This is a genomic window from Leisingera sp., from assembly GCF_982940295.1.
This window is the reverse complement of sequence record NZ_CEYXRG010000007.1, coordinates 113,329-134,466: the sequence shown is the minus strand read 5'-3', so window position 1 is coordinate 134,466 and position 21,138 is coordinate 113,329. Positions and strand designations below refer to the sequence as shown.

At 66.1% G+C, this 21,138-nt stretch carries 24 protein-coding genes; 11 read left to right on the top strand and 13 right to left on the bottom strand.

The genetic code is table 11. The features are described from left to right. Positions 1-12 precede the first annotated feature (12 nt). Together yddG and AC4HIX_RS09020 are read right to left on the bottom strand one after the other, a co-directional pair. On the bottom strand, positions 13-891 hold the full coding sequence (gene yddG, locus AC4HIX_RS09025; RefSeq protein ID WP_490398739.1) for an aromatic amino acid exporter YddG: 879 nt from the start codon (positions 889-891) through the stop codon (positions 13-15). Further along, positions 888-1,835 (bottom strand): transcriptional regulator GcvA, encoded by a 948-nt coding sequence (locus AC4HIX_RS09020; protein ID WP_490398779.1) that lies wholly within the window; start codon positions 1,833-1,835, stop codon positions 888-890. Before AC4HIX_RS09020 ends, yddG begins: the two co-directional genes overlap by 4 nt. A 112-nt stretch (positions 1,836-1,947) precedes the next feature. Between AC4HIX_RS09020 and AC4HIX_RS09015 the strand changes: the two genes are divergently transcribed. Beyond that, on the top strand, positions 1,948-2,097 hold the full coding sequence (locus AC4HIX_RS09015; protein ID WP_490398738.1) for a hypothetical protein: 150 nt from the start codon (positions 1,948-1,950) through the stop codon (positions 2,095-2,097). A 76-nt stretch (positions 2,098-2,173) separates the two neighbouring features. On the opposite strand, the gene AC4HIX_RS09010 is transcribed toward AC4HIX_RS09015, so the two are convergent. The 9 genes from AC4HIX_RS09010 to AC4HIX_RS08970 form a co-directional block, all read right to left on the bottom strand. Then, entirely contained in the window at positions 2,174-2,440 is a 267-nt protein-coding gene (locus AC4HIX_RS09010) for a hypothetical protein (protein ID WP_490398737.1), read from the bottom strand. Beyond that, positions 2,412-3,902, bottom strand: coding sequence for a S8 family peptidase (locus AC4HIX_RS09005; protein ID WP_490398778.1), 1,491 nt, complete (start codon positions 3,900-3,902; stop codon positions 2,412-2,414). The genes AC4HIX_RS09010 and AC4HIX_RS09005 overlap by 29 nt, the downstream gene beginning before the upstream one ends. Before the next feature lie 142 nt (positions 3,903-4,044). After that, the gene (phbB, locus tag AC4HIX_RS09000) at positions 4,045-4,767 is read right to left on the bottom strand and encodes an acetoacetyl-CoA reductase (RefSeq protein WP_490398736.1); all 723 of its coding nucleotides are present in this window, start codon (positions 4,765-4,767) and stop codon (positions 4,045-4,047) included. Positions 4,768-4,959: 192 nt separating this feature from the next. Next, positions 4,960-6,135, bottom strand: coding sequence for an acetyl-CoA C-acetyltransferase (locus AC4HIX_RS08995; protein ID WP_475050151.1), 1,176 nt, complete (start codon positions 6,133-6,135; stop codon positions 4,960-4,962). Positions 6,136-6,603: 468 nt separating this feature from the next. After that, positions 6,604-7,443: an EAL domain-containing protein gene (locus AC4HIX_RS08990; RefSeq protein WP_490398735.1), complete on the bottom strand. Its 840-nt coding sequence runs from the start codon at positions 7,441-7,443 to the stop codon at positions 6,604-6,606. 125 nt (positions 7,444-7,568) lie between these two features. Then, positions 7,569-8,501 carry a sterol desaturase family protein gene (locus AC4HIX_RS08985; RefSeq protein WP_490398734.1) on the bottom strand — a complete coding sequence of 311 codons (933 nt, stop codon included), beginning with the start codon at positions 8,499-8,501 and terminating at the stop codon, positions 7,569-7,571. Next, the gene (locus AC4HIX_RS08980; protein ID WP_490398733.1) at positions 8,498-8,896 is read right to left on the bottom strand and encodes a hypothetical protein; all 399 of its coding nucleotides are present in this window, start codon (positions 8,894-8,896) and stop codon (positions 8,498-8,500) included. The genes AC4HIX_RS08985 and AC4HIX_RS08980 overlap by 4 nt, the downstream gene beginning before the upstream one ends. A 123-nt stretch (positions 8,897-9,019) precedes the next feature. Next, positions 9,020-9,361: a hypothetical protein gene (locus tag AC4HIX_RS08975; protein ID WP_475050161.1), complete on the bottom strand. Its 342-nt coding sequence runs from the start codon at positions 9,359-9,361 to the stop codon at positions 9,020-9,022. 201 nt (positions 9,362-9,562) lie between these two features. Next, a complete protein-coding gene (locus tag AC4HIX_RS08970; protein ID WP_490398732.1) occupies positions 9,563-10,150 on the bottom strand; it encodes a TlpA disulfide reductase family protein in 588 nt (195 codons plus the stop codon). 22 nt (positions 10,151-10,172) lie between these two features. Between AC4HIX_RS08970 and argH the strand changes: the two genes are divergently transcribed. The 6 genes from argH (at position 10,173) to AC4HIX_RS08940 (ending at position 16,505) form a co-directional block, all read left to right on the top strand. Next, the gene (gene argH / locus AC4HIX_RS08965) at positions 10,173-11,567 is read left to right on the top strand and encodes an argininosuccinate lyase (RefSeq protein ID WP_490398731.1); all 1,395 of its coding nucleotides are present in this window, start codon (positions 10,173-10,175) and stop codon (positions 11,565-11,567) included. A gap of 36 nt (positions 11,568-11,603) precedes the next feature. Beyond that, entirely contained in the window at positions 11,604-11,780 is a 177-nt protein-coding gene (locus AC4HIX_RS08960; protein WP_490398730.1) for a hypothetical protein, read from the top strand. Between the two features lie 92 nt (positions 11,781-11,872). Next, positions 11,873-12,025 carry a hypothetical protein gene (locus AC4HIX_RS08955; RefSeq protein ID WP_490398729.1) on the top strand — a complete coding sequence of 51 codons (153 nt, stop codon included), beginning with the start codon at positions 11,873-11,875 and terminating at the stop codon, positions 12,023-12,025. A gap of 336 nt (positions 12,026-12,361) precedes the next feature. Continuing rightward, entirely contained in the window at positions 12,362-12,580 is a 219-nt protein-coding gene (locus AC4HIX_RS08950; protein ID WP_490398728.1) for a hypothetical protein, read from the top strand. A gap of 10 nt (positions 12,581-12,590) precedes the next feature. Continuing rightward, positions 12,591-13,856: a diaminopimelate decarboxylase gene (gene lysA, locus AC4HIX_RS08945; protein WP_490398727.1), complete on the top strand. Its 1,266-nt coding sequence runs from the start codon at positions 12,591-12,593 to the stop codon at positions 13,854-13,856. Between the two features lie 48 nt (positions 13,857-13,904). Then, positions 13,905-16,505: a TIGR02302 family protein gene (locus AC4HIX_RS08940; RefSeq protein ID WP_490398726.1), complete on the top strand. Its 2,601-nt coding sequence runs from the start codon at positions 13,905-13,907 to the stop codon at positions 16,503-16,505. A 66-nt stretch (positions 16,506-16,571) separates the two neighbouring features. Here the strand turns inward: AC4HIX_RS08940 and AC4HIX_RS08935 are convergent, their stop codons facing one another. Next, positions 16,572-17,537, bottom strand: coding sequence for a zinc-ribbon domain-containing protein (locus AC4HIX_RS08935; RefSeq protein ID WP_490398777.1), 966 nt, complete (start codon positions 17,535-17,537; stop codon positions 16,572-16,574). Between the two features lie 230 nt (positions 17,538-17,767). Here AC4HIX_RS08935 and AC4HIX_RS08930 point away from each other — a divergent pair, with 230 nt between their 5' ends. The 4 genes from AC4HIX_RS08930 to AC4HIX_RS08915 are packed head-to-tail and all read left to right on the top strand — an operon-like array spanning position 17,768 to position 20,670. Then, positions 17,768-18,445 carry a cell division ATP-binding protein FtsE gene (locus tag AC4HIX_RS08930; protein ID WP_475050183.1) on the top strand — a complete coding sequence of 226 codons (678 nt, stop codon included), beginning with the start codon at positions 17,768-17,770 and terminating at the stop codon, positions 18,443-18,445. Beyond that, positions 18,442-19,341 (top strand): cell division protein FtsX, encoded by a 900-nt coding sequence (locus tag AC4HIX_RS08925; protein ID WP_490398725.1) that lies wholly within the window; start codon positions 18,442-18,444, stop codon positions 19,339-19,341. The genes AC4HIX_RS08930 and AC4HIX_RS08925 overlap by 4 nt, the downstream gene beginning before the upstream one ends. Continuing rightward, on the top strand, positions 19,338-20,087 hold the full coding sequence (locus AC4HIX_RS08920) for a lysophospholipid acyltransferase family protein (protein ID WP_490398724.1): 750 nt from the start codon (positions 19,338-19,340) through the stop codon (positions 20,085-20,087). Before AC4HIX_RS08925 ends, AC4HIX_RS08920 begins: the two co-directional genes overlap by 4 nt. Further along, entirely contained in the window at positions 20,065-20,670 is a 606-nt protein-coding gene (locus AC4HIX_RS08915) for a pyridoxamine 5'-phosphate oxidase family protein (RefSeq protein ID WP_490398723.1), read from the top strand. The genes AC4HIX_RS08920 and AC4HIX_RS08915 overlap by 23 nt, the downstream gene beginning before the upstream one ends. A 117-nt stretch (positions 20,671-20,787) precedes the next feature. Here the strand turns inward: AC4HIX_RS08915 and AC4HIX_RS08910 are convergent, their stop codons facing one another. Then, positions 20,788-21,096, bottom strand: a complete 309-nt coding sequence (locus AC4HIX_RS08910; RefSeq protein ID WP_490398722.1) for an EthD family reductase — start codon at positions 21,094-21,096, stop codon at positions 20,788-20,790. Between the last annotated feature and the right edge of the window lie 42 nt (positions 21,097-21,138).

Below are 21,138 nucleotides of genomic sequence, written 5' to 3'. Positions count from 1 at the left end.
GCGGCCCTCTTTTTATTCGGGTTGCTTTGCTGTGCCGGCGCTGGCCCGCGCCGCAATCAGCGCCCCGCCTGTGATCAGTGCCGCCGCCAGCCCCAGCCCCCAGGATGCCGCGGCGATGCCAGCCAGCACCAGGATCAGGGTCGACAGCAAGGGCGCGGCGTATGAGCTGGTTCCCAGCATCTGGATGTCCCCCTGCTTGACGCCGATGTCCCAGACATAGAACGCCAGCCCCACGGGGCCGAGGCCCAGCAGCAGGGTGGAGACCCAGCCCAGCGTGCCCGCGGGCCAGACGGTGTCCTCCAGCGCAAAATGCAGCCCCCAGGAGGCCGCGGCGGTGGCCAGGCAGAACACCGCAACCGAACTGGTCGGCGCCCCGCCCAGCAGCCGCGACAGCACCGAATAGCCGGACCATGTCAGCGCACAGAGCAGCGCCAGCCCGTAGCCCGGCAGATACTGGGCCTCAAACCCGCCGCCGCCGCCGGAAATGATGGTGGCCGCCCCGGCAAAGCCCAGGCCGGCCCCGATCAGGTGCCCCGCCTTCAGCTTTTCGCCGGGCAGCAGGCCGGAGAACAGCACGATCAGCAGCGGCCACAGATAGGCGATCAGCCCGGCCTCAGCCGCCGGCGCCAGCCGCAGGGCCGAGAAATAGAGCGCATGATAGCCGAACAGCCCCAGCGTGCCGAAGATGTAAACCCGGACCGGCACATGTCGCAGTTGCTTCAGCTTGCCCGCCGCAGCGGTCCAGATCATCCCCAGCGTGCCGCCGATGGTGAAACACAGCGCATTCAGCAGGAGCGGCGGAGTTGGCTCCGACCCCACCGTCAGCAGCGCCAGCAGCGACCACAACAGAACAGCGATAAAGCCGATGGCGGTCGCGCGGGTCTTGGTCATGGCGGCGGGATGTCCTCAACTGGAATGATCTCGAAAGCTTCCGAGACGTAGGCGGTTTTTTCGATCTCGGCAACAAACCAGTCGCGGAAGGCTGCAATTTGCGGCCGGTTTTCGGTGCCCGGCGCGCAAAGGAACCGGAAATGCGCCTTGGTCTCGATCGCGGTCTTGAACGGCGCCACCAGCCGGCCTGCGTGCAGATCCGTAATCGCCATGCCGCGCCGCCCCAGCGCCACGCCGGCACCCGCAACGGCGGCGTCGATCGCATGGTCGGCTTGCGAGAAATGCGAACCGTGGGTGGGGGTGAAATCGATCCCTTGGGTGCGGAACCAGGCCGGCCAGTCGCACGGCGGATCCAGAAAGTTGATGGATTCGTCAAAGATCAGCGGCGCCTCCATCAGGCTTTCCGGCGTCGTGTAACGCTCGGCCAGCTCCGGCGACATCACCGGCGTCACCCATTCCGGCGGCACCGGCAGCACATACAGCCCCTCATCCGGGCCATAGCCGAACCGGATCGCCACATCGACGTCATCGCGGACAAAATCCAGCATCCGCAGGGTGGCGGAGAACCGCAGGTCGATCTCCGGATGGGCGCGGGCAAATTCATAGAGCCTCGGCGCCAGCCATTTCGCCGTCAGTCCCGGACCCGCCGTCACCGTCAGCGTGGTGTTGTCCTGCAGCCGCCGCACCGAGCGCCAGGCAGCGGTCAGCGCCTCGAACCCTTCTGCGGCGCCGGGCGCCAGCGTCCGGCCCGCCTCGGTCAGCTCCACCGCGCGGTTCAGACGGCGGAACAGCGGCTGGCCCAGATGCTCCTCCAGCGACTTGATCTGAAAGGACAGCGCGGCAGGGGTGACGTTCAGCTCCTCCGCCGCTTTGGCAAAGGACATGTGGCGGGCAGCAGCGTCAAAGGCGCGCAAAGCGGTGAGGGGCGGCAGGCGATCAGACATACTCACATAAGTATACCTTAACTGAACGCCGGGAAAGTCTCGTTTGTGCGATTTACGGAACGTCCTCATATTGGGTGCAGGTAAAGGATACTGATCCGAAAGGAGGCCTGAAATGCTGGAATATTCTGCTGATGCCGCCGTGAAGTCTGCCATGGCACGTGCCCACGCTGAGCGCGGCCAGGTGCTGAAACGGGCCTGGACCTGGCTGTTTGGCAGCAAACCGGTGCCAGCCCTCCGCCCCAGGGTTTCCCGCTGGGCCTGAGCGCGCAAGGTTCTTACGGGATAGGAAAAGGGCCGGCCCCCGGGGCTGGCCCTTGCCGTTTCCGCATTCAGCCGCTTCAGCGGGAGGTCTGGTGGCGGATCAGCGGCTCAACCCTAAGGTAGCGGCCCAGCTGCGCGTCCAGATGGCGCAAGGCGTCCGGACTGGCCGAGACCAGCACCCGCTCCCGGGCAGGCGGGCTGAGCAGCGTGAGCCCGTCAATGGCTTCCAGCTGGCTCTGCCAGTTCTGCGGCAGCTCCTCCCGCATCGTGCGCTTTACTGCAATCACATAATCGGCCATCGGCCCGGCCTCTGCTTCAGCTTCGGGGCATTCCGTGCCCTTCATGTATGGCAGAAAGTCCGATCGTCCTGCAAATTTCCCGCAGCCGGTGGCGGGCAAGGTCGCTGCGGAAGATGTTGCGCGGCATCGCAAGGTAAGACGCATCCTCCGCCAGCACCCGCGCCAGAACGCCGCAGGCCACCGGTGTCGCCATGGAGGTGCCGTCCAGAGCCGCATAAGGCGCGGCCAGCCCGTGCCGGGCTGGAACCGGCGCGATGATGCCGACCCCCGGCGCAATGGCGTCGATCTCCGGGCCAAAGCAGGAGAAGCGGGCGAAGTAGAACCCGTCGAGGCCGAACAGCTCCGGCTGATCCGGGAGCTGGCCGCCTGAAACGGAGTCCTCCGGCGCCGTGCCCAGCTTGCCCGCTGCGGAAACCGCGACGGTTTCCGGCAGGGCGGCCGGGAAATGCACGAACTCGAACGAATTGGCGGCGGCGCACAGGCACAAGGTGCCGCGCTCGGCAGCGTCCTGGACCGCGTCCTGGACCACCTCCGATTTGACCGGTGCGCCCAGCGACAGGTTGATGAGATCCGCGCCCGCACGGCTGAGGCGGTCGATCGCATCGGCGATGTCGATATTCGCAGCGCCTTCGCCGGGCGGAAAGACGCGGGCGGAGTGCAGCTCAACCCCCGGCGCGATGCCGCCATGCACCAGAATCTCCCCCGGGCGCCCGGCGATGGTGCCGGCCACATGGGTGCCATGCACATCCGCATCCGCACCGCCAGCGGGGTCGTGGATGCCGAGGATAAAGGCACCGTGGTCGGTGCCCCGAAGATGGGGGTGCGGTCCCAGCCCGGTGTCGATGACGCCGACCCTGATGCCCGCGCCTGCGTCCGGCGCGAAACTGCTGACGCCGCTGGCGTGATGCCACCAGTCCAGCCGCCGGTTGCCCGGCAGCTTGCTGCAGACCACCGTGGTCTTCTGCCCCGAGACTTGCGCCCATCGCGCCCAGAAACCTGCATAGGGTTTGACGATGGCGGCCAGGGGCTGAAAGGCCGGGTTGCCGGGGAAGGCGGCGACTCCGTCTGCCCCGGTGCGGGCCTCCTCCCGCATCACCTCGCCATCCAGGCGCCGCAGGAACAGAATGACGGTGGCCTGCGCCAGCGGCGCGCCGCCGCCGCGCACGTGGAACTCCAGCGGCGCAGCCCCTGCGGACGCGACGTGCATCAGCCCCGCCAAGGGCGCCCGGGCCTGTTTGAACATGGAGAGCGCACCCTCGCGCTCGTGCAGGATCAGCGGCTCGACGATCACGTCGCTGGGGGTCGCCGCATCCAGCGCCAGCATCTCGGCCGGGGTGCCTTCGAGCACAACACTGTGCCGGGCCAGATCATCGTCCGGGCGGGTCTGCGACTGGATATGAGTGGCCGGGGGCAGCGCCGTCAGAGCCGCGGACAGGGCCGCGCGTGAGGCGATCTTTTCGGTTTCCTGGAACTTTCCGGCACGCCGGTTGGACATCACGAATTGCATGATCTGCACTCCCTCTCTGCTGCACGTATAAGGGTAGTGCTTCGCGTGCCCGCAACCAGTTGCGGCTCAAGGCGGCTGCCGCCGCCTGCACGGGTCCCGCGCCCCGGCATTGCGGGGCGCGGGCTGTCAGAGGTTCAGCGTATCAGACGAAGAACTGCGCGCCGTTGGCGGAGATGGTCGAGCCGTTGATGAAGCCCGAGTCGTCGGAAGCCAGGAAGGCAACACAGCGGGCGATCTCTTCCGGCTCGCCCAGGCGGCCGGCCGGGATCTGGCCGATGATCGATTCACGCACCTTCTCCGGCACCGCCATCACCATCTCGGTGGCGATATAGCCGGGGCAGACCGCGTTGGCGGTGATGCCGGCGCGGGCGCCTTCCTGGGCCAGCGACTTGATGATGCCCAGGTCGCCGGCCTTGGTGGCGGCATAGTTCACCTGCGCGAACTGGCCCTTCTGGCCGTTGATCGAGGAGATCACGATGACGCGGCCGAACTTGCGCTCGCGCATGCCGGGCCAGACCGGGTGCACGGTGTTGAACACGCCGGTCAGGTTGGTGTCGATCACTTCCTGCCACTGCTGCGGCGTCATCTTGTGGAACGGCGCGTCGCGGGTGATGCCGGCGTTGGCCACCACGATGTCGATCGGGCCCATTTCCTCTTCGACCTTGGCGATGCCGGCGGCGCTTTCCTCGTAGCTGCCAACATTCCACTTATAGGTCTTGATGCCGGTTTCGTCGGTGAATTTCGCCGCGGCTTCGTCATTGCCGGCATAGGTCGCGGCCACATTGCAGCCCTGCGCCTTCAGCGCCTGGGAAATTGCTGCGCCGATGCCGCGGGAACCGCCGGTGACGAGTGCAGTACGTGCCATTCAAGAATCCTCCAGATGAGTTTTTGCTTTGGTAATCTTGCTACAGTTTTGGTTGCTTGGGCGCAACAATATTGCGTCGTGAAATTTCTGCATTGCCGCAAAAAATTGTCGCACCCGCGGAATACCGCTGAATTGTAAAAGAAAAAGGGCGCCCCAATAGGGCGCCCTTGGATATCAGCGGTTCTGCGCCACTTACGGGCGCTCCACGCACATTGCGACGCCCATGCCGCCGCCGATGCACAGCGTGGCCAGGCCTTTCTTGGCGCCGCGGCGCTTCATTTCGAACAGAAGCGTGTTCAGAACCCGGCAGCCCGAAGCGCCGATCGGGTGGCCGATGGCGATGGCGCCTCCGTTCACGTTCACGATCGACGGATCCCAGCCCATGTCCTTGTTCACCGCGCAGGCCTGGGCGGCAAAGGCTTCGTTGGCTTCGACCAGATCCAGGTCGTTGACCGACCAGCCGGCCTTCTCCAGCGCCTTGCGCGAAGCATAGACCGGGCCCACGCCCATGATCGACGGGTCAAGACCGGCAGTGGCGTAGGAGGCGATGCGGGCGAGCGGCTCGATGCCGCGGCGCTCGGCTTCATCGGCGCTCATCAGCAGGGTGGCGGCGGCGCCGTCGTTCAGGCCGGAGGCGTTGGCCGCGGTGACCGAGCCGTCCTTGGTGAAGGCCGGGCGCAGCTTCTGCATCGCTTCCATGGTGGCGCCGTGGCGGATGTATTCGTCGCTGTCCACCACGGTTTCGCCTTTGCGGTGCTTGACGGTGAAGGCCGCGATCTCATCGGCGAACTTGCCCGCCTTCTGTGCCGCTTCCGCCTTGTTCTGCGAGGCAACCGCAAACTCGTCCTGCATGTCGCGGGAGATCTGCCACTGCTCGGCCACGTTTTCGGCGGTCTGGCCCATGTGGTAGCCGTTAAAGGCATCCCACAGACCGTCGCGGATCATCGTGTCGATGTATTTCATGTCGCCCATCTTGTGGCCCGCGCGCAGATGCGCGGCATGGGGCGAAAGGGTCATGTTTTCCTGGCCGCCTGCAGCGACGATGGAGGCGTCACCCAGCTGGATGTGCTGCGCGCCCAGTGCAACGGCACGCAGGCCGGAGCCGCAAACCTGGTTGATGCCCCAGGCGGCGCTTTCCTTGGGCAGGCCCGCATTGATATGCGCCTGACGGGCCGGGTTCTGGCCCTGGGCGGCGGTCAGCACCTGGCCCAGAATGGTTTCCGAAACTTCGGATTTGTCCACACCGGCCCGCTCCACCACGGCTTCCAGCACCGCGGCGCCCAGATCATGGGCAGGGGTATTGGCGAACGCGCCGCCAAAGGAGCCGACGGCGGTGCGCGCGGCCGATGCGATTACAACATTGGTCATTGATTTGGGTCCTCTGCCTTCATTTTGGTCTTCCGGAAAAGCGCCGCGCACACGTTCGAGCCGCGTTTGCGCAACAATATTTCCCGTATCCTCCCGGTATCGGCATAATCTATTGCTGCACGTGCAGCAATTGACAGGGTGTCTCAGGCGGAGCGGAAGAGTCAACCGCCAGAAACGTCCTCCGCCATAGGATTTCCGTCAGCACAGGGAGGGGATGCCGCAGAGCAGCGGACCCGGGTGGTAGGCGGCGGCCGGGGGGCGGCTGGGAAAGGCGCTGGAAAGACAAAGCTGTAGACGCTTGCAAACGTGAGGTGCCGGGTTGCAGCCCGCAGCTGCACCGCCGGGGACACGCGCCGGCCATTACAGCGCGGCCATTTCGCGGGCAGGGCGCCGCAGACCATGTGCCGGGCATCAAGGCGCCTCCGGCTGGCTGCGCCTATGCCGGCGGGAATTGCGCGGGGGCCGTTCTTACCCGGCTTGCTGGCGCTGTTTCAGGTCTTCGATCCAGGGCGGCGACACCGACGGCGCGCCATAGAGATAGCCCTGCAGGCAATCCACCCCGTTTTCCACCAGGAAGGCCGCGTCGTCCTGGCTTTCCACCGACTCGGCGACGGTGAACATGTCAAACTGCTTGGCAATGCCGATCAGGGCCCGGACAACCGACTGATTGTCGTGGCTGGCGTGAATGCCGCGCACGAACTGGCCGTCGATCTTGACCGCATCGAAGAAGAACTGGCGGAAATGGCCGATCGCCGTTGTGCCTGCGCCGAAGTTGTCGAGCGCGAAGGAAATGCCGTGCTGCTGCATCCGCCCCATGAAATCCAGTACCAGCTCGGGCGCGGCCATGACCGATGCCTCGGTAATCTCCAGAACCAGCCGTTCGCCCAGTGTGGCGTCGCTCTTCAGAAACCGCTGGAGCACCTGCGTCCAGCGCTGATAGCCGATGGAGCGCGCCGACATGTTGATGGAGAGGCGGATCTGCGGGAATTTCGACAGCGTCCGCAAGCCATGCTGCAGCGCCAGGCAGTCCATCTCGCGGCCGACTTCCTTGTCCTCGACCACATGCATGAACTCCCGCGCGGGAATCACCCGGCCGGTCGGATCCAGCACCCGGATGTACCCCTCGTAAAAGGCGACACCATGCGGCGCCATTGCCTGCATGACCGGCTGATAGGCCAGGACGGTCTGATCGTGCTTTACCGCATCGGCAACCATCTCCAGCGTGGTCCGGTCGCGGCCGGCCACGGCCGCGCTCAGCGGGTTTTCGGAGCCTTCGGGCAGGTCTGCCATGGCGTTTCGTCTGTTCATGTGCTGCTGGGGCCCTGTTCCGGCATTGGTTTGACACAATATGATGCTCCGGGCAGCGTCGCGCAAAAGGGTTGAGGCGGGATTAAAGTTCAAATTTGACCGATCCGCCTGACGCCCCGGTGGCTTCAGCCGCCAAAGCCCGGGGTGCCGGCATCTTCGGGATGGCGGGCGAGGTGCCCGGCCTTGATCCCGGCAGTGGTCTCGCGGCTGCCGTCGTGGCTGTAGCCGGGCGGCGCAAAGGCATAGAGCAGCCGCTGTTTCCAGGTCAGCCCCGGCTGGGTCATGTCCTTGAAAATGCCTGCCCATTCGTGGAAGGCCACGCGCAGCGGATTGAAGGTGGCGATGTTGTGGACCAGGCCGAAATCAGGCCGGTCGTGGTCCTGTTCCGGAACAAAGGTGCCGAACATCTTGTCCCAGACGATGAACACGCCGGCATAGTTGCAGTCCAGATAGCGGGCATTGCGGCCATGGTGGGCGCGGTGGTGGCTGGGGGTGTTCATCACTGCTTCGAACCAGCGCGGCAGGCGGTCTATCGCCTCGGTGTGGATCCAGAATTGATAGATCAGGTTCAGCCCGCCGCAGAACAGCACCAGCGCCGGGTGGAAGCCCAGCAGCACCATCGGCGCCTTGACCACCATCATAAAGGTGAAGGTCCCGGTCCAGGTTTGCCGCAGCGCGGTGGTCAGGTTGTAGTGCTGGCTGGAGTGGTGATTCACGTGCGACGCCCAGACCCAGCGCACCCGGTGGCCCAGGCGGTGCACCCAGTAATAACGCAGGTCATCCAGCACAAAACACGCCAGCACCGCCCAGAGCGAAGTGCCCATATCCAGCGGGGTAATCTGCCACAGCATCATCAGGAAGCCCCAGGCGATGAACCCCAAAAGCAGTCCCTCGGCGACGCTGCCCGCGCCCATGATGAGAGACGTCACAGCGTCGCGTGTTTCATACCGGCCGCCGCGCTTCTTCAGGGCGATCCACAGGAGTTCCGCCAGGATGGCGGCGATGAAGAAGGGCACTGCCAGCTGGGTGGCATCGGGATAGGTCAGGTCTCCGCTCATGCTGTTCCTCCGCTGCCTGCAATTACTGTCTGCCAGCGGGCACGCTCGGCCCCGGACAAGCCCACGGACACGCCCGGGGCGCTGAAGTCGTTGAAACGGATATGCAAACCGCCGGAGCGTTCGGAGATCGCGGCGCCGTGCAGGGGCCTTGCCGCTGTGTCTGCGCCAAAGGCCCAGACCAGGCCCGCGCCGCTGTGCGCGGAAATCAGCGCGGCTTGGCCGGTGGCGGCGGGCAGAACGTGATGGACGGTGTCGCCGGGACAATGCCGCAGCCAGGCGCGCTTGGCGCTCTCTGCCGTCAGCACGGTCCGGGCGGAGCGCCCGGTCAGATGCAGGATCGCGGCAATGGCGGCTATCCCGCCCGCGACCAGAACCAGCAGCAGTTCAAGCGGCATGTCTTCCTCCCGCCGGGAAGACTGGCGGGCAGGCAGGCCGCTGTCAAAGGTGGCGTGGGGTCAAGCGGATGCTCCTCCCGCCGCAAGCAGAAAGGGCCGCCGTAGCCGGATAGCCGCTGCGGTTCAGACCGCGGGCACCGTGCTTTGGGGATGGTTCAGCACCTGCATCTGCACCACGCGCTCGACAAAGGGCACCAGCCCTTCGGGGCCTGAGCTGCGGTCCTTGAGGTGGATGCAGACATCCGGCCTGAGCGCGGCAATGATGCCGATCAGGTCGCCGCGGGTCTGGTCGTCCAGACCCGCCCCCATGATCACGCATTCGATGCGCGGCTCGGTCTCCAGCTGGCGCACCACTTCTGGCTGGTCATGCGCGCCCAGCCATTGGATCGGCAGATGGTCCAGCTGCTCGGCGACATTGCCGATCACATGCGGCAGCTTGCCGATCAGTAACACAACAGGTTTCATTTCACGCTCCACCCTAAACCACGGCGCCGGATCGCGACGCCCCCTTAGGAGTGAAATAGTGCGAAATTCTGCCGGGTCAGGCGGCGGCTGCGATGCTGAGGGACAGGGCGCAGGCTGCCAGATGCAGACATTTCATGGGGTCCCTCCCGGTATACTTGTCGACAGAACACCGGAAGAGTGTGTCGGTTCAGCCCGTTATATTCAGTTCCCGGCTGAGGCAGTGGCGGCGTCTTCGCCTATCATTGCCGCGATGATCTGTTTGGCGCTGTCCGAGTTCCACTCGGCATCGCCCAGCAGCCGCGCCACTTCCTTGCCGTCGCGGTCCAGCAGCACCGTGATCGGCAGGCCGATCACCGCCATTTCGCGGGCCAGCGCCTGTTTCGGGTCCTGGTGGCGGGGCAGGCTGTTGATGCCGTTCTCGTCAAAGAACTTCTGGATCCCCGCAGGCGAGTTGCGGCCCGTGGCGATGGTCAGCACCTGGAAATCCTCGCCGCCTAACTCCTGCTGCAGCTCCTCCAGCTGCGGCATTTCCTTGCGGCAGGGGGCGCACCAGGTGGCCCAGAAATTCAAGAGCACGATCTTGCCCTGGTAATCGGCCAGGGTCGCGGTGCCTTCGCCATCAGCCAGGTCAAACGCGGCGGCGGACACATCGCGCGGCTCGGCGTGTACCACCAGCTTCTTCATCGAACCGTCGCGCAGGGCCTCCAGCTGCGCCTGATCTGCCGCAGCCGCGGCATTTGCACCCAAGGCGAGGGCCATATAAAGGGAAAGCTGACGAAACAGACGCATATTATCTCCGGGGTTCCACACCATGACAGATCAATCCTCGAACCAGATGTGGGGCGGCCGCTTTGCCGCTGGCCCGGACGCGATCATGGAGGCGATCAACGCCTCGATCGGGTTCGACAAGCGGATGGCGGCGCAGGACATTGCCGGCTCCAGGGCCCACGCGGCGATGCTCGCTGCCACAGGCGTCATTACGGATAATGATGCCGAGGCCATTCGGGAAGGCCTGCTCACCGTTTTGTCAGAGATCGAGGGCGGAACCTTCCAGTTTTCCACCGCGCTGGAAGACATCCACATGAATGTGGAGGCCCGCCTGAAGGAAATCATCGGCGAGCCCGCGGGCCGTCTGCACACCGGCCGGTCGCGCAATGACCAGGTGGCGACCGACTTCAAACTCTGGGTGCGCGACCAGCTGGACGCGGCGGAATCGGGCCTGCTGGCGCTGATCCGCGCGCTTCTGTCGCAGGCCGAGGCCGGGGCGGATTGGGTGATGCCGGGCTTTACCCACCTGCAGACTGCGCAGCCGGTGACCTGGGGCCACCACATGATGGCCTATGTGGAAATGTTCGGCCGCGACCTCAGCCGCGTGCGCGATGCCCGCGCCCGCATGAACGAATCGCCGCTGGGCGCGGCGGCGCTGGCCGGCACCTCCTTCCCGATCGACCGGGAGATGACGGCATCGGCGCTGGGCTTTGACCGCCCGGCGGCCAACTCGCTGGATGCGGTCAGCGACCGCGATTTCGCGCTGGAGTTCCTGTCCTGCGCCTCGATCAGCGCGGTGCATCTGTCGCGCTTTGCCGAGGAGCTGGTGATCTGGTCCTCCGCCCAGTTCCGTTTCGTGACGCTCTCCGACCGTTTCTCCACCGGCTCGTCGATCATGCCGCAGAAAAAGAACCCGGATGCGGCTGAGCTGATCCGAGCCAAGGTGGGCCGGATCTTCGGCGCAAACACAGCGCTGATGATGGTGATGAAGGGGCTGCCGCTGGCCTATTCCAAGGACATGCAGGAAGACAAGGAACAGGTCTTTGACGCCGCCGACAACTGGATGCTGGCGCTGGCGGCGATGGAAGGCATGGTCAAGGACATGACCGGCAACCGCGAGTCGCTCGCCGCCGCGGCAGGCTCCGGCTTCTCCACCGCCACCGACCTGGCCGACTGGCTGGTGCGGGTGCTGAAAGTACCGTTCCGCGATGCCCACCACGTGACCGGCACGCTGGTCGCGATGGCCGAAAGCCGCGGCTGCGACCTGCCGGATCTTTCGCTGGCGGATATGCAGGGCGTGCACGAAGGGATCACCGACGACATCTTCACTGTGCTTGGCGTTGAGAATTCGGTAAACTCGCGCATGTCTTATGGCGGCACCGCCCCCGCCCAGGTGCGCGCCCAGATCGCCCGCTGGAGAGAGATTCTGGGCGGCTGAGGCCGTCCGGGCCGGGCTGCTGCAAGGAGGCAGACAATGCGTAATGCGATCTTTGCCCTGATCGGGCTGGCGGCGCTGGCCGCCTGCGGCGTCGACGGCGAGCCGGTGCAGCCGACGCTGAACGCCGGCGTTGGCGTCGGCGGCAGCGGTGTCCACGTCGGCGGCGCGGTCGGGCTGCACAAGGGGCCGGTCAGCGTCTACCTGGGGTTCTAGCGGCCTCGCGCCCTTGATGCGAAGCCGTTCAGCCGCCATCTGTTAACCGCCCCGCCGCCATGCCGGGGCGGTTTTTGCTTGGAGATTTTGCGATGAAAGCTTTGGTTATCGTTCTGGCCCTGACCGGGCTCGCGGCCTGTGATACCGGAGCGCCGGCGGCCAAGGCGCCGCAAAAGCACCCGCCTGCTGAAACCGGGGTGAAGATCTCCGGCTCGGCCCGGGTCGGGGTGTCCCATACCTTCTAGAAGCACGAGTAACGTCCGTCCGGGCTTGCCGCCTGGCCGGTTGCTGGCTGCTGCCGTCTGCAGCGAAGCGCTTCATATCTGATATGCTGAACTTCAGCGGTTAGGAGTGGCGGCGCCGCCAAAGGGCGGAGGCGGGACGGGAGGTTTCTCCCGCACGCTGAACGTCGTCTTTGCGTGCCCGTGCCAAGGGGCCCTGTTCCATGGTGCCGGGGGTGTCAGGCCCGGCGGTGACCGCGATCAGGAAGGATCATGCCAGACCGGGCTTAAGATGCGGTGAGGCAGGCGTGCGCCGGGGGGGCAACACATTGACGATGTGCGTTCGGCGGCAGTTGTTAAATGAGTATTTTTGGAAAGATGAAGGCGCAGGCCGGTGTTTTCATCTTTCCCCAAATACTCAAAACCCGCCGCAGGCCCGGAGCGGAACGCTGGCGGCGCCGGGTGCAACGGGAGCAAGGGACATCTTTAATGCGCTTCGCGGCGGGCGGGCGCTTCCGGCTGCTGCTGGGCTCGGGCCCGGGGCGGAATCATTTGATCCATCTGCCCCTTTTGCCCTAAACGCGGGCACATGGATCATTTTCTCTACCGCGACGGCGCGCTTTTCGCCGAAGACGTTCCCATCTCCGAGATCGCCGCGGCGGTGGGCACTCCGTTCTATGTCTATTCCACCGCCACCCTGCTGCGCCATTTCCGTCTGTTCGACGAGGCGCTGGAGGGCACTGATCACCTGGTCTGTTTTGCGATGAAGGCGGCCTCGAACCAGGCGATCCTCAAGACCCTCGCGCAGGCCGGTGCGGGGATGGATGTTGTCAGCCAGGGCGAATACCTGCGCGCCAAGGCAGCGGGCGTGCCGGGGGACAGGATCGTCTTCTCCGGCGTCGGCAAGACGGCTGAGGAAATCCGCCTGGCGCTGAGCGGCGGTATCCGCCAGTTCAACGTGGAATCCGAACCGGAGATGGAAGTGATCAGCGCCGTGGCTGAGGAGCTGGGCACCAAGGCTCCGGTCACCATCCGGGTCAATCCGGATGTGGATGCCAAGACCCACGCCAAGATTGCCACCGGCAAATCCGAGAACAAGTTCGGCATCCCTATCGCCCGCGCTAAGGAAGTCTATGCCCGCGCCGCCGCGCTGCCTGGGCTGGAGGTGGTGGGCATCGACGTTCACATCGGCTCGCAGCTGACCGATCTGGAGCCGTTCCGGCTGGCCTATCAGAAGGTGGCCGAGCTTACGGAAACCCTGCGCGCTGAGGGCCACAACATCCGCCGCTTGGACCTGGGCGGCGGCCTTGGCATTCCTTACGAGCGGTCCAACTCCGCACCGCCCCTGCCGGTGGAATACGGCCAGATGGTCAAGGAGACCCTCGGCCACCTCGGCTGTGAGCTTGAGATCGAGCCGGGCCGCCTGATTGCGGGCAACGCGGGCCAGCTGGTGTCCAAGGTGATCTATGTGAAATCGGGCGAGGGGCGCGATTTCCTGATCCTGGATGCGGCGATGAACGACCTGATCCGCCCGGCGATGTATGAGGCGCACCACGACATCATCCCTGTGCAGGAACCCGCGGCAGGCACAGAAAGCCAGCCTTACGACATCGTCGGCCCGGTGTGTGAGACCGGCGATACCTTTGCCAAGCAGCGCGACCTGCCGCCGCTGGCGGCGGGCGATCTGGTGTCTTTCCGCAGCGCCGGTGCCTATGGCGCGGTGATGGCGAGCGAGTACAATTCCCGTCCGCTGATCCCCGAAGTGCTGGTGCATGGGGATCAATTCGCGGTTATCCGCGCGCGGCCGGACTATGAAGAGATGATAAACCGCGATACCATCCCGGAGTGGCTCTGAAGCGATCCGGGCGCGATCCGGCGCGGGCCATCAGATCATGAGGCCCGAATGCCCTTTGACAGACGTGCCGATCCGGTCCTGAAACGCCTGCGCTGGCCTGTGGCTCTGACGCGGGCGGGACTCGTGGCCGAACGCGCCATGCGGGCCTTCTGGCCGCTGGCCTCGGTTCTGATGGCGGCGCTGGCGGCGCTGATGCTGGGGCTGCACCAGCTGTTGCCGGATCCCGTGGTCTGGACCGGCGCGATTGCGGCTGTTCTGGCCGCCGCAACTGCCGTTGCCTGGGGCGCCTGGCGGTTCCGCTGGCCGTCCAGGGAGGCTGCGCTGGAGCGGCTCGACCAAACCTTGCCCGGCCGCCCTGTCAGCGCCTTGCTGGACACCCAGGCCGTCGGCGCTGAGGATGCTGCCTCCATCGCTCTGTGGCAGGCGCATCAGCGCCGGATGGCCGAGGCCGCGGCCCAGGCCCGCGCACCTGCGCCTGATCTGAATGTCGCCTCCGCCGACCCCTATGCGCTGCGCTACGTGGCGGGGCTGTTCCTGGCGGTTGCGCTGCTGTTCGGCTCAATCTGGCAGGTGGCCTCGGTCAAGGATCTGGGCACCGGCGGACCGGCTGCCCTGAGCGGTCCGGCCTGGGAGGGCTGGGCAGAGCCGCCTGCCTATACCCGCCTGCCGGTGCTCTATCTCAATGACCAGCCCGAAGGCGCGCTGAAACTGCCTGAGGGCAGCCGTGTCACCCTGCGCTTCTATGGCGAGGTGGGGGCGCTGACCCTGTCGGAAACCGTCTCGGGCTCTGCCGCCGGTCAGCCGCCGGCGCCGGAGGGCGCAATGGCCTTTGATGTCACCCGCAACGGCGGGTTCGCCATCGAAGGCAGCGGCGGGCGCAGCTGGCAGGTCGAGGTGATCCCGGATCATCCGCCCGGGATTGCTGTCGCGGGCCAGCCGGAGCTGGAGAACGACGGTTACACCTCGCTCGCCTTCAGCGCCCGGGATGATTACGGTGTGGCCGGCGGGCAGGTGCGGATCACCCTGGATCTGGCCGCGGTGGAGCGGCAGCATGGTCTGGCCGCTGATCCCGACCCGCGCGAAGCGCTGGTGCTGGACCTGCCGCTGCCGCTGTCCGGATCCCGCGAGGAGTTCACCGAAAAGCTGATCGAGGATTTCGCTCAGCACCCCTGGGCCAATATGCCGGTGGTCTTCACCTTCTCCGCAATGGATGAAGCCGGGCAATCCGCCGCGGCGGCGGGCTTTGGCGCGGACTTGGTTACCCGCCGCTTCTTTGACCCGCTGGCGGCGGCGGTGATCGAACAGCGCCGCGATCTGCTGTGGGCGCGCTCCAATGCGCCGCGGGTGGCGCAGATCCTGCGCACCCTGTCGCACCGGCCTGACGGGCTCTACCGTGATTACGGCGACTACCTGCGGCTGCGCACCATCCTGCGGCGGCTGGAAGGCTATACCGTGCAAGCCGCCATCCCTGAACCGCGCCAGGAGGAGATTGCCGCCGCGCTGTGGGATCTGGCGATCCAGCTGGAAGAGGGCGATGTCGGCGATGCGCTGGAGCGGATGCAGCGGGCGCAGGAGCGGCTGAGCCAGGCGATGCGCGACGGCGCCAGCGAGCAGGAGATCGCCCGCCTGATGCAAGAGCTGCGGGAGGCGACCCAGGACTATCTCCGCCAGCTCAGCCGCCAGGCTGAGGCGGACGGCGAAATGATGGATCCTGGCGACATGCCGGACAACATGATGACGCTCAGCCAGGATGACCTGCAGGCGATGATGGACCGCATCCAGGAGCTGATGGAGCAGGGCCGCATGGCCGAGGCCGAGCAGGCGCTGCGCGAATTCCAGCAGATGATGGAAAACATGCGGATGACCCGCTCGCAGCAGGGCCAAGGCCAGGGCAACGAGGGCCGCGAGGCGATGGAGGGGCTGGCGGAAACCCTGCGCGAGCAGCAGGGACTGTCGGACCAGGCTTTCCGCGACCTGCAGGAACAGTTCAACCCCGGCGCCCGCAGCGGCGAGAGCCAGGGCAATGAGGGCCGCGACGGCGGTCTGGGCCGCGGCCAGAGCCACCAGGGCGGCCAGGGAGGTGATCGCGGCGACGGCCAGGGCGGTGAAGGGACCGAAAGCCGCAACCCCGATGGCCAGGGCGGCAACGGCCGCGCACAGCCGGGGCAGGGCGGCTCGCTGGCCGACCGGCAGCAGGCCCTGCGCCAGCAATTGCAGCAGCAGCGCGACGGGCTGCCCTATCTGGGCGGTGAGGCCGGCGAGGCCGCGCGCGAGGCGCTGGACCGGGCCGGCCGCGCCATGGAAGGGGCCGAAGATGCGCTGCGTGGCGGTGACAATGCCGAAGCCATCGACCGTCAGTCGGACGCCATGGAGGCGCTGCGCGAAGGGATGCGCAGCCTGGGCGAGGCGCTGGCGCAGCAGCAGCCGGGGCAGCAGAACGGGCAGCAGCCCTCTGCCACAGCGCAGGGCGAACGGCTGGACCCGCTCGGCCGCAGCAACGGCTCGGTGAACGATGGCGGCAAGGTCGGCGAGGGCAATGCCTACCGCCGCGCCTGGGACCTGCTGGAGGACATCCGCCGCCGGGCTGGCGAACGGCAGCGCAGCGAGCGCGAACGCAGCTACCTGCAGCGGCTGCTGGACAGGTTCTGAGAACCGGGTGCCAGCAGCGACGGGTGACTTGTTCCGTCTAAGAAGGAAGGGCTTGGACTTGCCCCGTTACTCTGCGCTGGCCTGGGGCTTTACCAGTGCATCCAGCCAAAGGCGTATCTGATCCACCCAGCTGACATAGCTGCTGAGCGCGGAGTCCGCTTGCGGCACTTTTTCGGCTATCAGGCCGGCGTTGTCATAGACCATCACCATCACCAGCGCCGCAATCAGCGACAGCGAGAAGCCGCGGGCAAAACTGCTCTTGCGCCGCGCCGGCGGCGCGTCGTGGATAGCAAGCGGGACAGGGGCCGCGCTGCCGGCAGTACGCAGGGTGGAGTTGATCTCTTCGATGTCCGGCAGCAGCTCCTTGCGGGAACCGGTTTCGGCGGCGGCCAGCTGGCGCGGATCCTCGCCGCGCATCCGGGCCATCCGGTCGCGGGCTTGGCGGCTGCGGCGGGCGGCCTCGTCTTCGGGTGCGGTGGCTTCCTCCAGCCCCAGGTCGGGCTGCGTCTCCAGACTCTGGGTTTCCGCAGCCCGCAGCGAAGCTTCGCGCTCGGCTTCCTCGCGCAGGATGTCCGTCAGGGCAGGATCCAGCCCGCGCGAGCGTTGCGGCTGCGGTTCGGCCTGCTCAGCCTGAGTGTCTTCGGAACGCGCTGCCGGAACGTCCTCCTCGGCCTCAGCGGCCTCAGCAAAAACGTCTTCGGAAGCTTCTTCGATGTCATCTTCAGCGCCGTGGCCCGCGGCATCGGTTTCCGGCATCGGCTGCCGGGCATGATCTGCGGCAGCATCAGGGGCGCTTGGCGGGCTGTCCGGCTCCGCGTCTTCCGCCGCCGCTGCCGACGCGGCCTCCTCTGGTGCCTGAGACGCGCTGTCCTCCAGGAAATCATGCGCCGGTGTTTCTGCCGCCGCGCTGCCGGCGGCTGTCTGGAACCAGGTCTGGCCGCAGTTGGAACACTGCACATCCCGCCCTTCGGCTGGGATCACATCCTCCGGCACTTCATATTCGGCTGCGCAATTCGGGCAGGTCAGGCGCATCATGCTCTCCTCGGCACCATCCTGCCGTGCATCTTCCGGCAGGTTGTTTTTTAAGGGATTATATGCATCCCCCGCTGCTGGCGAAAGTGGCAATTGCCGCTGTCGGCCGGACCTTGAGGCGGCGGCGGCTTCCGGGCAACAGAGCCCCCATTGAAACTGCGGCCCCCTTGGGGCAAAACACCGGAGCAAAATACCGGGGCGCAAGTTTGAGGCGCATTCAGGGGGCGGCAGTGATCGAGCTGGAAAATGTGGGCTACAACTACGGCGGCGGCGAGCTGCTGGATGCCGTGTCGGTGCAGCTGGCGCCGGGCTCCTTCCATTTCCTGACCGGGCCGTCCGGGGCGGGCAAGACCACGCTGCTGAAACTCTGCTACGGCGCGCTGACCCCGACCTCGGGCCGGGTGCGCGCGTTCAATATGGATGTGCACGGGCTGGACCGCGACCAGATGGCCTATCTGCGCCGCCGCGTCGGCGTGGTGCATCAGGACTGCCGGTTTCTGGACCACCTGCCGGTGATCGAGAACATCGCCCTGCCGCTGCTGGTCTCGGGCCGCGAGCTGAACCACGAGGAGGCCAACCTGAGCGAGCTCCTGAGCTGGGTCGGCCTGTCAGAACGCGCCCATGCGCTGCCGCCGGAGCTGTCGGGCGGTGAACGCCAGCGGGCGGCGCTGGCGCGATCGGTGATCCTGTCGCCGGATGTGATCATCGCCGATGAGCCCACCGGCAACGTCGACTGGGAAATGTCGCAGCGCTTGCTGCAGCTCCTGGTCGAGCTGAACCGGATGGGCAAGACGATCCTGGTCGCCACCCACGACCTGTCGCTGATCCGTGCCGCAAAGAACCAGGTGCAGGCGCGGGTGCTGCGGATCTCCAACCGGCAATTGCAGCTGGCGGGGGCGGATCTATGACCGACAGTAAGCTGAGCAAGCTGATCCTGGGCGACACCCAGGCCAACCGGGTGGTGCCGCCGACCGGCTTTACCGCGCAGCTGACGGTGTTCGTCGCAGGTGCTATGGCGTTCCTGGCGGTGTTTGCGCTGGCCCTGTCAATGGCCTCGGGCCGCCTGGCCGACCGCTGGGCCTCGGAGCTGGCGCGCGCGGCCACGCTGCGCATCAACGCGCCGGCAGAGCAGCGCGCGGCACAGACCGAGGCGGCGCTGGAAATCCTGCGCCAGACACCGGGGGTGGCCACCGCGCGGGCGCTGACGGGCGAGGAGCAGGCGGCGCTGCTGGCGCCCTGGTTCGGCTCCAGCCTGCCAGCGGGCAGCCTGCCGCTGCCGCAGCTGATCGAGGTGACCGCGGATGATCCCGGTTATGACGCCCAGGGGCTGCGGCTGCGGCTGCAGGCCGAAGTGCCCGGCGCGGTGCTGGACGATCACACCCGCTGGCGCGAGCCGCTGGTGGATGCTGCACGCTCGCTGCGCCGCCTGGCCTGGGTGTCGATCCTGCTAATCGGCGGCGCAACGGCGGCGATGATCACCCTCGCCGCCAATGCGGCACTGGCTGCCAACGCCCAAGTGATCGAGGTGCTGCGGCTGGTCGGGGCGCTGGACAGCTATATCGCCCAGGCCTTCATCCGCCGCTTTACCCTGCGCGCGCTGACCGGCGCCGCAGCTGGTGTGGCCTTGGGCATGATCGGGGTCTGGCTGATGCCGGAAGCCTCGGATGAGGGCGGATTCCTCACCGGTCTTGGCTTTCAGGGCTGGGGCTGGCTGGTGCCGCTGCTGATCCCGCCGCTGGGCGCGCTGGTGGCCTTTGCCGCCACCACCCGTGCCGCCACCAAACGTTTGGGAGAACTGTCTTGAAGAACCCGGTCCAATGGTTGCGCTCCTTTGTGTTCATCGTGCAGATGTATCTGGCGATGCTGGTGCTGGGCATCGTGTTCGCACCTTGGGCGATGGCTTCGCCGAGGGGTGCGCGCACGGCCTGCAAGAGCTTTGCCCGCTGGGCGCTGTGGACTGCCCGCTGGATGGTTGGCATCCGCACCGAGGTGCGCGGCCAGGTGCCAACCGGCGAGGTGATCGTGGCCGCCAAGCACCAGAGCTTTCTGGACATCCTGATCATCTTCAATGCGGTGCCGTCCGCCCGTTTCATCATGAAGCGCGAGCTGATGTGGACGCCTGTAATTGGCGTCTATGCCAAACGTCTGGGCTGCGTGCCGGTGAACCGCGGCAAACGCGGCGCAGCGATTGCCAAGATGGTCAAGGACGTGGCGCTGCAAAGCCACGTGCCGGGCCAGCTGATCATCTATTCCCAGGGCACCCGTGTGGCGCCCGGTGCCCGCAAACCCTACAAGATCGGCACCGCGGTGCTGTACGAGGGCCTGGACCAGCCCTGCGTCCCGGCTGCCACCAATGTCGGCGTGTTCTGGCCGCGTACCGGGATTTACCGCAAGCCGGGCCTGGCAGTGGTGGAGTTCCTCGACCCGATGCAGCCGGGAATGGACCGGGAAGACTTCATGGCGCAGCTGGAAAACCGGGTGGAGCAGCGCTCGGACGAATTGATGAGAGAAGCGGGATTTGAACCGGATGCAATACCTCAGCAGCATTGAAGATCTGGAGGCGCTTTACGGGGAACCGGGAGCGCCTTCTTTACGTAAGGTGGCGCGGCAGCTGACACCGCTTTACCGCAAATGGATCATGGCGTCGAAACTGTGCATGCTGGCGACCGTCGGCCCGGAAGGAACCGACGACAGCCCGCGCGGCGATGACGGCCCGGTGGTGCAGGAGCTGGATCCGGGCACCCTCGCGCTGCCCGACTGGCGCGGCAACAACCGGCTGGACAGCTTGCGCAACATCGTGCGCGACGGGCGCGTTTCGCTGATGTTCCTGGTGCCGGGATCGAACAACGTGGTGCGGGTCAATGGTTCCGCCCGGCTGACGGCAGATCCTGACTTGCGCGCGCGTTTCGGGAAGAACGGAAAGCTGCCCGCCACGGTGATCGTGATCTCGATCGGTGAGATTTATTCTCAATGCGCCCGTGCCCTGCTGCGGGCGGGCACCTGGAGCGGCGCCGACGAAAGCGCCGGCCTGCCGACCATGGGCGAGATCCTGGCCGAACAGACGGCTGGCGAGGAAGGCGGGGCTGAGTACGATCAAAGCTGGAGCGCCCGGGCCGCCAAAACCATCTGGTGAGCAGGGTGCGGGGCGCTCAAGGACGTTCGAACGTCCTTGGCAAAATTCTTTGAAGAATTTTGCAGCCAGTGAGGCTGCGCCCCCTGGCTGCCTGTTGCGCTGCCGGTGAGCGGCCTGTCAGCTGATGACCTCGCCAATCAGCATCTGCGGCTTCACGTCGGTGAAGTTCGGGATGTCCTCCAGCGCGGGCCCTGCGGCCTTCATCGCGGCATCCATTGCGGCCTGATCGGCAAAGGTCATTGTGGCAATCGCGTAATAGGGGGCCGGGGTATCCGGCCCGCCTGCCAAACCCTTGGTGACAACTAGTGTCTGGATATGCGCTCCCATGTGTTCATTCACGATCTGGAAGTGGGTGTCCGCATAATAGGCGTGATCGAACTTGGTGCCCTCTGTGACGGGGTAGATGACTTGCAATGAAACGGGCATAGGGGGGCTCCTGCGGAAATGTAACTCAGGGGCAGTAGAGCG